Source organism: Adlercreutzia sp. ZJ138 (genome assembly GCF_011038935.1).
Classification (GTDB): domain Bacteria; phylum Actinomycetota; class Coriobacteriia; order Coriobacteriales; family Eggerthellaceae; genus ZJ141.
Map to the genome: position 1 here is coordinate 57,037 of NZ_JAAKEA010000005.1, position 12,894 is coordinate 69,930.

Below are 12,894 nucleotides of genomic sequence, written 5' to 3' on the forward strand. Positions count from 1 at the left end.
ATGGGAAAGGCAACTGTTATCCCGTTCGGGCCGCAGCATCCTGTTTTACCCGAACCACTCCATCTCGACCTTGTGGTCGAGGACGAGAAGGTTATCGAAGCGATTCCCCAGATCGGCTTCGTTCACCGTGGCTTAGAGAAGCTCGTTGAAACGCGCGACTACAACCAGTTCATCTACGTTGCCGAGCGCATCTGTGGTATTTGCGCTTTCGGGCATTCGCTTGGTTACGCCGAAACGGTTGAGTCGCTCATGGATGTTGAGGTTCCCGAGCGTGCCGAGTATCTGCGTGGCATCTGGCACGAGCTCTCGCGAATTCACTCCCACATTCTTTGGTTGGGACTTGCGGCTGACGCATTCGGCTTCGAGAGCTTGTTCATGCATTGTTGGCGTTTGCGCGAACGTGTGTTGTCTATCTTTGAGGCAACTACTGGTGGGCGTGTCATTTTCTCCGTTGTGAAAGTCGGCGGCGTTGCACGCGATATAAGCGCCGACCAGTTCGCCGAGATCAAGATGACGCTTGAGGGTATTAAGGACGAGTACCGTCAGATCGTGAACACCTTCATGAAGGACACCTCGGTGAAGAACCGCACGGTTGGCGTTGGATACTTGAGCACCGAAGCAGCTCTGAATGCGAGTATGGTGGGTCCGTTCGCTCGCGCTTCGAACGTACCATACGACGTTCGCTCGCTTGGTCGAGGTGCCTACGGTAAGCTATCTGACTTCCAGCCCATCGTTGACACGCAGGGCGACTGCTACGCCCGCGTGAAAGTGCGCGCGAATGAAGTACTGCAGTCAATTGACATCATCGAAGAGCTGATCGCTGGCATTCCTACTGGTGACATTAGTGTTCCGGTGAAAGGGTCGCCCGCTGCGGGCGCGCAGGCGAGTAATGTGGTAGAGCAGCCGCGTGGCGAGTGTTACTACTTTGCGCGCGGAAACGGCACGAAGTACCTCGACCGCATGCGCATGCGCACACCGACCTCTCAGAACCTCGCAGGCATGGTCAAGGCGCTCGAAGGGTGCGAGCTGTCCGACGTCAATATGATCATTCTGACGATCGATCCGTGCATTAGCTGCACCGAAAGGTAGACGACAATGGGTGGATTCAAACTCGGAAAAATGACGTTGGGCTCGCTGTTTAAGAAGCCTGAAACCGTGATGTACCCGCTCGAGACGAAGCCTGTGCCAAAAGGCTTGAAGGGTTGTGTAGAAAACAATGTGAGCGCATGTATCCTCTGTGGCATTTGCGCGAAGCGCTGCCCCTGTGGAGCCATCGTGGTGGACAAGAAGGCTCGCACGTGGACGATCGATCGTTTCCGCTGTGTGCAGTGTGGTACGTGTGTGGCAGAGTGCCCGAAAAGCTGCCTTGAGATGAACCCCACGCGTCCGAAGGTGGCCAAGGAAAAAAGCCTTGTTGAGCTGCATGTCCCCGAGCCGATTGCCGAGCCTTTGCAAAACCCTAACGGTTAGGTTACCGTCTTGCGATTTAGCTGTGTCAATCGCGCTGCCACTACACTTACGGGTAAACGGGTGGTGTGAAAACTGATAAAATTTTCCCGTATAACAGATCCGGGCGCGAAAGCGCCCGGTTTTCAACGAAGCAGGGGAGAAAGCTATCATGCCAAGGCATGTCGATACGGTAGTCAATACTGTGTCAAACAAGGTTCTGACGGTACCGAATGTTATTTCGGCCATCAGACTATGCCTGATCCCCGTGTTTTTTGTAGTGCTGCTGAGTGGGCATGACGTTGCAGCGGCTATTATCTTTGCTATCGCGGCGGGCACTGACTGTATTGACGGTCAGATTGCTCGGCGTACAAATGCGGTAACGCGCCTAGGCCAGTTGCTTGACCCCGCGGTCGACCGTTTGCTCATGATCTCCGGAGTACTCGGAGTATTTTTGGTTGGTCGCTTGCCGCTGTGGATCATTCTCTTCGTGCTGGCGCGTGATCTCTTCTTACTGGTGGGAAGCTTCTATCTGTTGCGGAGCCGTCATATTCGTATACCTGTGGTTTTCGCGGGTAAAGCATCAACCACGTTTTTGTTCATCGGGTTTGCTGGCTTGTTGCTGAATGCTCCACTTATCTCTGGGTTGGGCTGGGTTTCTTTCGATTGGCTACCAGGGTTCAACGCCGATCCCTGCTCGTGGTCGATCTGGTTTCTGTATGTTGGGCTGGTGCTCAGCGCCGTGACGGCGGTGTATTACGCGTACTCAGCGCTACGCGAACTGCGAGAACACCCTTCTGCTGCACGCATGCAACGGGAGTTGGGACATGAGTGATGCAAAAAAGCCACGCCGGGGTGCACACGCATCACCCACACGGCGAGGCCAAGCGATGCAGGGAACGAATCAAACAACCAGGCGCCCACGTGGCGCCTGGTCGCGTCGCACTGAATCCGCTTACAATCTTTCTTCGGAACGTCGTGGTAGTCATAGTGCCGAACACGACTTCCAGCGCTCTTCGCAGGACGCTTCCACTCGTGTGAGATCTGAGCGTTCGGTGGCCCATATGCACTTTCCGCGTGAACACAGGAACCGCGCAGCCGCGCGCAGGAAAGCTGAGTACGCACAGCCGACGCGTGGCGTTGCGCTGTGGACGAAGGGTGAGCCACGTGCTACATCACGAATGGGGGCTGCGTCTCGTGTTATAGGTGTTCTCAAAGCGCTTGCTCACGGTATCGTTTCTCTTGTTGCTGTAGCTGCGAAAGCTGCATGTGCGGGAGTGGTTGCCCTTGCGCACCGTAGCAAAATTGCGGCGGTAGTGCTGGTGCTTGTCTGTGCGGTAGCGCTCCTAGGTGCAGGCGATGCGCTTGTTCATCTGGGCCGCGCTTACGGCGGTGTGAGCGTGGGCGGCATTGATGTTTCGGGTATGACACAAGATGAGATTGCGTCGATGCTGGATGAAACCTACGCCGATACGGTTTCTCAAGGGCAGGTTTCAATTTACGCGAGCGATGAGGCACAACAACGTGTGAACGACGCTGCTGTCTCAGCTCAGGATGCAGCACTTGCCGAGCAGCTTGCTGTTGAAGAGGCGCGTGAGAACAAGCAAATGTGGATGGCTACGTCCAGTTCGCTTTCCGCATCGGTTCCCGCTCATTCGCTGGCTCAGGCGGCGTTGGCGGTCGGCCGCGACGACGGGGGTATCATCGGGCGTCTTGGTGCGCGCCTGCTCGGCCACGACATTCCCTTTTTGCTTGAGTTTAATGAGGAAGAACTGGAAGGGCTTGCGCTCGACATCGACAAAACTATCGGCACGCCGCGGGTTGATTTCAACATTGCCGTCGATGGTGGCGTAGCCAGTGTTTCGCCTGGCAACGACGGTAACATCATCGACCGCGACGATTTGCGCCAACGCCTCACAAATGCGTTTGCTGGGACGAATGGCGGCGAGACATCATTTGTCGCTGAGGTGTCGTATGCTCCCGTGCGTATCGATGAAAAGGAAGCACAGAAGGCCTGCGATACGGTAAACGCTGCCATCGAGCACGGTGCTACCGTTTCGTGCGAAGGTACAACATGGGAAGTAAGTCGTGCTGATTTGGGAGAATGGGTGAGCGCGCGGCCGGTTGAGAAACGGGAAGGGCATTGGGAGCTTCTTCCTTGCTTTGACGCCGATGTGGTGAAGCCGGCCATTTTGCAAAACATCGAAATGGATCAGGAGGGTGGCTCGATCACGGTGTCGTTCTCGACGTCTGAAGATGGTGAGGTCAGCGTCGCGGCGCAAGGTGTAGCAAAAATTCCTCTGGTTGCTCAAACGGTGAGCGCGATGAACGAAGTTGTGTTCGGTGAGGCATCGCGAGCTGCCGCCGCAGAGGAAGAGGGCGATGTTGCACCGGATGCGGCCTCAATGGTTTCTGCCGAAGAAGGGCAACCGATCAAGGTTAGCGTAGCGACTGGGGAAATGCCTAGTTCCATGACGTTTGATGAAGCGCTTGATTACGGCATTATCGAGCTTGTTTCCTTGTATACCACCGAGTACACGTCGGGTGCGGGTACCGAGAACCGCAATCACAACATTCACCTCGCTGCCGATCTTATTAGCGATTCTGTTGCGAAAGCGGGTGGCACGTGGTCGTTTATCGAAAATGTGGGCGAATGCGACGAAAGTCAGGGCTTTGCCTCAGCAGGTGCTATTGTGGGAGACGAGTATACCGACGAAATCGGCGGTGGGGTTTGCCAAGTTGCCACCACCGTGTTCAATGCAGTGTATGAAGCGGGTTATCCGGTGCTCGAACGGCGCAACCATTCGCTTTACATAGCTAGCTACCAAGCAGGGAGGGATGCTGCTGTTGCTTGGCCTGATCTCGATCTGGTATGGGAGAACGACAGCGATTCTGATGTGCTTCTTCGAGCATCGTACACCGAAACTTCGATAACCGTATCCTTGTACGGTATTGATCCTGGTTATGAGGTTACATCAGAAGATGGCGTGTGGGAAGAAGGCGAGAAGTACATAACCCGCGTGGTTATCAACGATCAGCTTGATCCGAGTACCGTGTTTTTGAAGTCGTCTGGTGCTGACGGTAGCAGCTTCTGGGTAACCCGAACGGTAACAAACGCGGCGGGCGAGGTATTGCACGTCGATCGCTTCGATTCGGTATACCAGCCGAAAAACGAGGTGTATGAAGCGGGTTCGCAAGAAGCAGCCCAGAGTGTGACACTACGTCAGAACGTAATGAGCGAATCTGAGGGGTAGGAACGTCGTATGGCAACGCATGAAAAGCACAATCGCAACGGTATGAGCTTCTTGGCGCGCTCACTGTTGTCTGCTGCGCTTGCAATAGCGCTTGTGCTGCCTGCAACAGCGTTCGCTGATGTGCGGAAGGCTGATGTTGTCTGTGGTGAAACCGTTGAGGCTCGGGGGCTTTCGGTTGCGCAATGTCCGAACATCGATGCAGAATATGCTCTTGTTATGGGGGCTGATGGAACAGTGTATTTCGAGCGCAACGCGATTACAGCAACCAAAATCGCCTCAATTACGAAGATTATGACGGCAATTGTTGCCCTTGACGCTGTGGGGAGTGATTCGAACGGCGTCGTGGTTACCGTAAGTGAGAACGCTGCTACTGTAGGCGAGTCGTCGGCTGGTCTGGCGGAAGGCGACACCATGGACTTCGAATCGGCCTTGAAGGCTTTGATGGTCCCCTCAGGTAACGACGCCGCAGTAGCGCTGGCCGAAAGCCTTGGCGACCGGTGCGCAAGTTCGAACGAATCGCTGTCGGGCTACGACCGATTCGTGCAGGCTATGAACGACAAAGCGGCAGCGCTTGGCTGTACCGACACGCTATTCACGAACCCCCATGGCCTGGACTTCGGCGAGTTTGAGGGAGACCTGCATAGCTGCGCGCTCGACGTTGCTAAGATTACCCAACATGCAATGACCAACGATCTCTTCCGTAGTATTGTTGCTGGAGGAAGCACCGCGATTACAGTCACGCACGCAGATGGCGCGGTGGGTGAGGTCTTTCTCGAAACCACCGACGAGTTCTTAGAACTCTACGAATACGCATGTGGCGTGAAGACCGGCGTTACCGAGTATGCCGGCCCCTCGTTCGTTGGTGCGGCGAACAAAGACGGCCGTGAGTTGTACGCTGTTGCTATTGGGTCAAGTTCGGAAGCGCAACGCTTCGTTGATTGTCAACAGCTGTGTGAATGGGTGTATGAGCATGAGATCTCTTACCCGCTTGCGACAAGCGACGAAATGATGCGAGCAAACGTGAGCGGTGAACAAGCAGAGGTTCCGGTGGTTGCTCGGGTGGCTCATCAAGATTGGATTGATCGCACGGTAGCAGCGACGCTTTCCGACCCCGATGCCGCGGTGACGATCTTCGATCTGAACGGAAACGTTAGTCAGTCGGTAACCTACGACAATCTGACGGGCAACGTGCATGTAGGCGATAAGGTTGGTACGATTACCTTCAAGCAGCGTAACAACGTCATTGCCGAATATGATCTCGTTGCGTGTGAGGACGTGTACGCACCGACATTTATTGAGGGTGTTAAAATATGGTGGACGAGGTTGTTTAACGGTTTTACCGGCAAGCCCAAGGTAGCTGAATCTGTTACGTTGAACGAATTGCCCTACGTTATCGACAAAACTTCGAACACCCAATAGGGAAGGAAAGCGCGATATCCATGAACGTTCTTTGCCCGGTATGCAACAACGATTTTGATGCGGCCTTAAACGGTGCGTGTCCGTTTTGCGGGTTCAAGCTCGCCGAGTCGACGCAGCGCTTCGAGCCGATTGTTTTAACGGACGTAACGAATACGCGTATGGCGCCGGTGCGCTCATCGGCCTCGCTGCGCGTGGTGCGCGGTCCGCAGACCGGCATCGAGTTTCGCTTGGAAGGGGATAGCATTCGGCTCGGTCGCAATCCCCATTGCGAAATCTTTCTGAACGACATGACCGTTTCGCGCGATCATGCCACCATCGAGCGTTCTAATTCCGGTTCTTATGCCATCGTTGACAATCATTCCTATAATGGTTTGTGGGTTAACAACGAAAACGTTGATGCCGCCGAGCTGAAATCGGGCGATTTCATTCAAATCGGGTCGTTCTGCTTGGTCTACCAAGAGGATTAGGCTCTATCAAAAATAATGATGCGCACAGCGTTTTAGGAGGTCATCCTGAGACACTGTGCGCAGTGCTGTGAACTTAAGGGGGTTTCGTATGATACTCATGTCGGGAAACGAGGCTATCGCTCAAGGGGCATGGGAAGCTGGTGCTACCATTGGCGTCGCGTACCCTGGTACGCCCTCAACCGAAACGCTTGAGAACTTTGCGCTGAAAAACGGCGTATACGCCGAGTGGTGTGTAAACGAGAAGGTTGCGGTCGAGGTGGGTGTCGGTGCGTCCGCAGCTGGTGCTCGCGTACTTGCTACGATGAAGCACGTGGGCGTGAATGTTGCTGCCGACCCGCTGTTTACTGCTGCTTACACGGGTGTGAATGGCGGTCTGGTGGTGCTTGCTGCCGATGACCCCGGCATGTATTCGTCGCAAAACGAGCAGGACTCGCACTGGTACGCGCGTGCGGCGTGCATTCCCATGTTCGATCCTGCTGATTCGGCCGAAGCGCTCGCCTTTACCCGCGATGCGTTCGACGTGTCCGAACGGTTCGACGTACCGGTGTTCATCCGCTCGACTGTGCGCGTGTCTCATACGAAGACCCCGGTTGAGATTGGCGAGCGCAACGAATATGTGCGCAAGCCGTATGAATCCAATCCAGCGAAGTACGTCATGATGCCCGCATATGCAAAACCCCGTCGTATCGACCAGCTGAAGCGCGTCGCTGACCTGAAAGAATGGGTTGAAACGTGTCAGTACAACGTGCGCTTTGACCGTTCGAACGAGATTGGGATTATCTGCGCTGGGGCAACGTATCAGCATGTTGAAGAAGCGCTGGCGGATGCTTCTGTATTCAAATTGGGTGTCACGTGGCCGTTACCCGAGCGTGCCTTGCGCGATTTCGCCAGCTCTGTTGACCGCGTGTATGTGGTGGAGGAAGGCTCGCGCTTCCTTACCGAGTCGGTTTCTGCACTGGGTATTTCGCTTGCGAGTCCGCTTCATCCCGTGCCAGAAGCTGGCGAGCTTTCTCCGGGCATCATTCGCGCTTCCTTTGGCCGTGAGCTGCCAACGCACCAAGATGCGCCGGAAAACCTGCCCGGTCGTCCGCCGGCGCTGTGTGCTGGGTGCCCGCACCGTATCGTGTTCAAGGAACTCTCGCGTATGCGCGCTATCGTTACGGGTGATATCGGCTGCTACACGCTGGGAGCGTTGCCTCCGCTTGCCGCTATGGATACGTGTCTCGATATGGGAGCGTCAGTTTCCATGGCACATGGCTTTGAGCTGGCCATGGCGGACGAAGAGCACCGCCCGGTTGTTGCGGTTATTGGCGACTCAACATTCGCACATTCCGGATTGTCGTCGCTGATTTCGACGGTGTACAACAAGGGATGCGGCACGGTGTGCGTGCTGGACAACCGCACCACAGCGATGACCGGCCGGCAGGGAAACCCCTTCAATGGTGAAACCCTGCAGCACCGTCCTTCGCGCGAGCTCGATTTGGAAGGCGTCGTGCGGGCGATTGGTGTCGAGGACGTGCAGGTGATTGACCCGAACGACATGAGAGCCGTGCGCGGTGCCCTGAAGCGTGCCACGCAAACCGACGATATCAGTGTTCTTATCTTCCGCTCGCCTTGCATTCTTATCGACCGGGTGCGCAAGCCCGCATACGAAGTGACGGACGCCTGCCGTGCATGCGGCGTGTGCCCAACGTTGGGCTGCCCTGCCATCTCGACAGACGAGCAGACGGGGATTGCCAGCATCGATCCAGATCAGTGTATTGGATGCGGCCAGTGCTCGCAGTATTGTGGCTTTTCCGCTATCCGTCAGACGCAGGCTTAGGAGGGATTACTCATGACTCAGGAAGAAATGCAGCAAGCTGCGCCCGACGCGATAACCGTGCTACTGTGCGGCGTGGGCGGCCAGGGCACCATCCTCGCCGCCGATCTGCTTGCGAAAGCAGCGCTTGAAGCAGGCTATGTCGTGAAGGTATCCGAAATCCACGGCATGTCGCAGCGTGGCGGCGCGGTGACCACGGTAGTACGCTTTGGGCGTGGTCGTGTGGCGTCGATGGTTGCCGACGCTGGTACGGCGGACTGCGTCGTTTCGTTCGAGCGCATGGAAGCGCTGCGTAACCTTGCCTATGTGAAGGAGGGCGGCTACTTGCTGGTGGCCGATGAGCGCATTAAGCCGCTTCCCGTGGCTGCTGGTCTTGTGAAAGCGCCAACTGATCTTGACAAGCGGTTAGAGGCTACGGAAGCAACTATCATTCCTGCGGGTCAGATAGCTCGTGCTGCTGGCTCTCCGAAGTCGGCGAATGTAGTGCTGCTCGGAGCGCTCGCCACAAGGCTCGATTTCCCGTTGGATGTGTGGAAAGATGTTATCGCGAAGCGCGTGCCGCCTAAAACGGTTGAGGCGAATTTGGCAGCCTTCGATGAAGGCTACAAATTCGCCCGTGAAGCTGCTCTTGGCGCGCCTGATCAAGCGTAGCGAACATGGGAACGCGGCGAAGCGATGGGTGAAGCTGCAATTAGCCAAGAAAAGTGCCGTCCCGTGGTCGGCAGATTCGCTCCGTCGCCCACGGGTCGCATGCATGCGGGTAATGTGTATGCGGCACTGATGGCTTGGCTTATCGCTAAGAGTCAAGGTGGTCGTATTGCGCTGCGCATCGAGGATCTCGATGCGCAGCGCTCGAAGAGTGAATACGTAAGCGCCATCATGCGCGATTTTGATGCGCTGGGGCTTACGTGGGACACGGGTCCGCTCTACCAAAGCGAGCGTGGCGAGGCATATCGTGCAGCGCTTGACGAGCTGAAACGGACGTGCCGCGTGTACCCGTGCTTCTGCTCGCGTGCCGATTTGCATGCGGCATCGGCACCGCATCGTGGTGAAAAGCTCGTGTATGCGGGAACGTGCCGGAATTTGAGTGATGGGGAGGTTGCCGCGAAACGGCTGCAGAAAGCCCCTGCTGAGCGGATTGAAGTTCCTGCCATGCGCATCGATCTTATTGATGCCATTCAGGGTCCGTATGGGCAGAATCTGGCAACTGAATGCGGCGATTTCTTGGTGCAGCGTGCGGACGGGGCGTTCGCTTATCAACTGGCTGTTGTGGTTGACGATGCTGAACAGGGCGTAACGTCGGTAGTGCGCGGTGTTGACCTTTTGTGTTCAACACCGCAGCAGATGTTTCTGCAGCGCTGCCTCGGTATGCCCTCGCCTGTATATGCACACATTCCTCTGCTTGTTGCCGAAGAGGGGAGACGTCTCTCGAAGCGCGATCGTGATGCGGCGCTACCCGAACTCCTCGAGTGTTACCGCACGCCGCAGGGCGTGGTGGGACACATTGCATACGTGGTTGGCTTACAATCAGTCGATGAGCCGGCAACACCCGAAGAGCTGCTTGAAACGTTTGATCTCAATCGCTTTAAGGGTGGTATTTCTGATTTCATTCAGATAGCATGGCGCGCGTAACAGACGAGCTATAGCGAAAACGTTAGTGCGTAACCACTTGTCACAATGCATAGCGCGTAGAAGCTACCCAGTACCACGTTCACGCTGCATACTTGTGCCATGGCACCGATGCGTGTGCGCGGCTCTAAGGGGTTTGCATATAGGGCCTTGAGCAGGGGATATGCCGCCGCAAATAAGAAGGGAAGCACGATAGCTCCACGTGGGAAGAAGAAAAAAACGATAACCACGATACAGACAAGCCAGGTGATCAGTACGGCGGAATAAAGCTTGCGAGCTTTCGCGCGACCGAGACAGACTGGCATGGTGTGACGCCCTGCAAGTTGGTCTTTCTCGATGTCACATTGGTTATTGGTGAACATAATGAGTCCGATACCGATGATTTCCGGCACCGTCCACACGAATACCCAAGGACTAAGCCATCCGGTGAGAACCTGGTAACAGGCAAGGGGAATAAGCCCACCCATCACCACGCCGCTGACAAGTTCGCCAATAGGTAGGTACGAAATAGGGGTTTTGCCAGCGGAATACGCTACTACGAAAAGAGCACCTACAAGCGCGATAAAAAGCGGCATGAATCCAGCATGCACGATGATGACCAAACCCAGCGCAAAGGCGGTTGCTAGAAACCCGATCGCAAGTATGAGCGCCTCTCGTGGGTTTACGTTGTTATACACGAGCACAGCATCACTCGTTTCAACGTTGTCGTTGGTGGAGTCCGATCCTTTTACGTAGTCGTAGTAGTCGTTGAAGGTATTCACCGACGACTGCATGAGCACACAGATGACGAGCAGCAGTATCGCATCGAGCACAGCTAGCTGGCCAGTGTGTGCAAGTGTCAGCGCGCAAGCAACAAGCACCGGCAATACCGATGCAGGCCAAGTATGCGGTGCTGCTAGTTGCACCGCCATTCGCAGCGTAAGATGCTGGTTTACATAACACATATTATCAATTAACCCCAGGTGGAATTTGAGGGGCTGGGGGATGCACCTTCTAAGTTGAGGTTTCCTGAGTTCAGCATGTCCATGATCATCGGCATCATTTGCCAAGCGGCAAATGCGTTCAATGCGAACGACATCGCACAAAACATTGCTGATACTACAGCGGTACGCTTCAAAGCTATAGCGAATGTGCCACCGTCTCCTGGATCGCTGAAATGTGGCTTTAACGTTCGATAACTCAAGAATGCGCATACCAAGCCTGCAGTACTAAGGAACATGCCGCCGAAGAACAGCGACACAACGGCGCACAGCATGGCAATACTACTGAGACGTCGCGCTTTCTTGAAGCTTGTCTCTTGCGCGCTCGTAAGGTTAATACGCGGGCCGTTTGGGCTTCCTGTAGGATTACGTTGCTCATTGAGTTTATTTGGAGCTCCTGTGGGCTCATTTGGCTTGTTTGGACATTCGTTCGAATTGCGTTCTGGCTCGTTGGGTTTTATTTCGTTTTGCTGATCCACGGTTGTCTCCATGCCTTTGTGTGATGACGTAAACGGTTGTGCCATAAGTCTGCTGTGAAATATGCTGCGTGCACAGCCTGCGAAGCTTATTAAACCTTCCTAGGGAAACACTGATTAAAGCCGTCTTGCCTTGCACTGACGAACCGGTATCTGAGAATTTCAGACCTCATTTACGCACGTCAGTGCGCGCATTCGGTCTTCAATCCTCAGGTATCCGCCTCGCCAGCGCAAGGCAAGACGGCTTTAATCAGTGTTTCCCTGGAACGCTATTTTCTCACACCATGCAACGGAGCGGTCAAGTCTGGAAAAAACGCATATGATATGTTACCCATGAGTTGAAGCCTGCTGTTGTAGGTCATACGCTCAATACGAACATATGAAAAAAACGAACATACATTCGTATTTGAGGTTGAATACAGAAAAGAGTTAACGTCCGCTGCTACCGAAACCTCCGATGCCACGCTCTGTGGTATCGAGTTGATCGGTTTCAGTAAGGCAAACCGCTGGCAACTTGATAATGACCAGCTGTGCGATCCGGTCGCCCGCATGCGCGGCAAACGTTTCGGTTGGATCGAGGTTAATAAGCACTGACTTGATTTCCCCACGATAGTTCGAATCGATGAGACCGGGTGAGTTTACGAGCGAAATACCGTGCTTAGCGGCAAGGCCGCTTCGGGGTAACACCAGCCCTGCGTATCCGTGTGGTATAGCTAGTGCCATGCCGCACGGTACCGCCATACGTTCAAACGGTGCGAGCTTGAAATCGCAGGCGGCGCGCAAATCCATGCCGGCGTCTCCAACGTACGCGAACCGCGGAAGTGGATTGCTCGGTTCGAGCCGCTGGATAGGAATGATAATCGGACTGTGGTCGTCGTTGTACGACGTATTGCTTTCACACGACATGGGGCGAATTCTTTCGTACATATTAACGCAACCGCTCAAGCGCTTCGGCGAATTCGCTCGCGCTTTGGAAGTCTTGGTACACGCTTGCGAAACGAACGAAGGCAACCTCATCAATGCTGGCTAAACGCTCAAGCGCCATATCGCCAAGTTCTTTCGAAGTCACTTCGTACTTCGGCTTGTTGCGCAGTTCAGCTTCGATGTCGGCGACCAATGATGAAAGATCGTCGGGTGAAACCGAACGTTTCGCACAAGCGATGGTGAGGCCTCGCATGAGCTTTTCGCGGTCATATACTTCAGTTGATCCGTTTGTTTTCATCACCATGACAGGATTGTCTCCCAGTCGTTCGTACGTGGTGAACCGATGCCCACATTCAAGGCATTCGCGACGGCGTCGGATGGAAGTTCCATCTTCAGACGGTCGGGAGTCGACGACTTTCGACTCAAGGTTGCCGCAGCTTGGACAATACATGCGCACTCCCCTCTCAGCTGAGTGCGCTT

Annotated in this window: 13 protein-coding genes; 9 read left to right on the forward strand and 4 right to left on the reverse strand. The window is 54.9% G+C overall.

All coding sequences use genetic code 11. The features are described from left to right. From G7Y43_RS03475 to gluQRS, 9 genes are all read left to right on the forward strand, one after another. Positions 1–1,089 (forward strand): nickel-dependent hydrogenase large subunit, encoded by a 1,089-nt coding sequence (locus tag G7Y43_RS03475; protein ID WP_165044130.1) that lies wholly within the window; start codon positions 1–3, stop codon positions 1,087–1,089. Between the two features lie 6 nt (positions 1,090–1,095). Further along, positions 1,096–1,470, forward strand: a complete 375-nt coding sequence (locus G7Y43_RS03480; protein WP_165044132.1) for a 4Fe-4S binding protein — start codon at positions 1,096–1,098, stop codon at positions 1,468–1,470. 148 nt (positions 1,471–1,618) lie between these two features. Continuing rightward, positions 1,619–2,281 (forward strand): CDP-alcohol phosphatidyltransferase family protein, encoded by a 663-nt coding sequence (locus G7Y43_RS03485; protein ID WP_165044134.1) that lies wholly within the window; start codon positions 1,619–1,621, stop codon positions 2,279–2,281. A gap of 55 nt (positions 2,282–2,336) precedes the next feature. After that, the gene (locus tag G7Y43_RS03490; protein WP_165044136.1) at positions 2,337–4,700 is read left to right on the forward strand and encodes a VanW family protein; all 2,364 of its coding nucleotides are present in this window, start codon (positions 2,337–2,339) and stop codon (positions 4,698–4,700) included. 9 nt (positions 4,701–4,709) lie between these two features. Continuing rightward, positions 4,710–6,119 carry a D-alanyl-D-alanine carboxypeptidase gene (locus G7Y43_RS03495; RefSeq protein ID WP_241158137.1) on the forward strand — a complete coding sequence of 470 codons (1,410 nt, stop codon included), beginning with the start codon at positions 4,710–4,712 and terminating at the stop codon, positions 6,117–6,119. A gap of 20 nt (positions 6,120–6,139) precedes the next feature. Further along, positions 6,140–6,586, forward strand: coding sequence for an FHA domain-containing protein (locus G7Y43_RS03500; protein ID WP_165044138.1), 447 nt, complete (start codon positions 6,140–6,142; stop codon positions 6,584–6,586). Between the two features lie 88 nt (positions 6,587–6,674). After that, positions 6,675–8,408 (forward strand): thiamine pyrophosphate-dependent enzyme, encoded by a 1,734-nt coding sequence (locus tag G7Y43_RS03505; protein ID WP_165044140.1) that lies wholly within the window; start codon positions 6,675–6,677, stop codon positions 8,406–8,408. A gap of 12 nt (positions 8,409–8,420) precedes the next feature. Continuing rightward, entirely contained in the window at positions 8,421–9,056 is a 636-nt protein-coding gene (locus tag G7Y43_RS03510) for an indolepyruvate oxidoreductase subunit beta (protein ID WP_241158138.1), read from the forward strand. A 24-nt stretch (positions 9,057–9,080) separates the two neighbouring features. Then, positions 9,081–10,037 (forward strand): tRNA glutamyl-Q(34) synthetase GluQRS, encoded by a 957-nt coding sequence (gluQRS, locus tag G7Y43_RS03515; RefSeq protein WP_165044142.1) that lies wholly within the window; start codon positions 9,081–9,083, stop codon positions 10,035–10,037. A gap of 8 nt (positions 10,038–10,045) precedes the next feature. On the opposite strand, the gene G7Y43_RS03520 is transcribed toward gluQRS, so the two are convergent. The 4 genes from G7Y43_RS03520 to nrdR all read right to left on the reverse strand — a co-directional run bounded on the left by G7Y43_RS03520 (position 10,046) and on the right by nrdR (position 12,865). Beyond that, the gene (locus G7Y43_RS03520) at positions 10,046–10,945 is read right to left on the reverse strand and encodes a prenyltransferase (RefSeq protein ID WP_165044144.1); all 900 of its coding nucleotides are present in this window, start codon (positions 10,943–10,945) and stop codon (positions 10,046–10,048) included. A gap of 41 nt (positions 10,946–10,986) precedes the next feature. Continuing rightward, positions 10,987–11,493: a hypothetical protein gene (locus G7Y43_RS03525; RefSeq protein ID WP_165044146.1), complete on the reverse strand. Its 507-nt coding sequence runs from the start codon at positions 11,491–11,493 to the stop codon at positions 10,987–10,989. Positions 11,494–11,919: 426 nt separating this feature from the next. After that, positions 11,920–12,396 carry a dUTP diphosphatase gene (gene dut, locus G7Y43_RS03530; RefSeq protein WP_165044148.1) on the reverse strand — a complete coding sequence of 159 codons (477 nt, stop codon included), beginning with the start codon at positions 12,394–12,396 and terminating at the stop codon, positions 11,920–11,922. 22 nt (positions 12,397–12,418) lie between these two features. Beyond that, positions 12,419–12,865 carry a transcriptional regulator NrdR gene (gene nrdR, locus G7Y43_RS03535; RefSeq protein WP_165044150.1) on the reverse strand — a complete coding sequence of 149 codons (447 nt, stop codon included), beginning with the start codon at positions 12,863–12,865 and terminating at the stop codon, positions 12,419–12,421. Between the last annotated feature and the right edge of the window lie 29 nt (positions 12,866–12,894).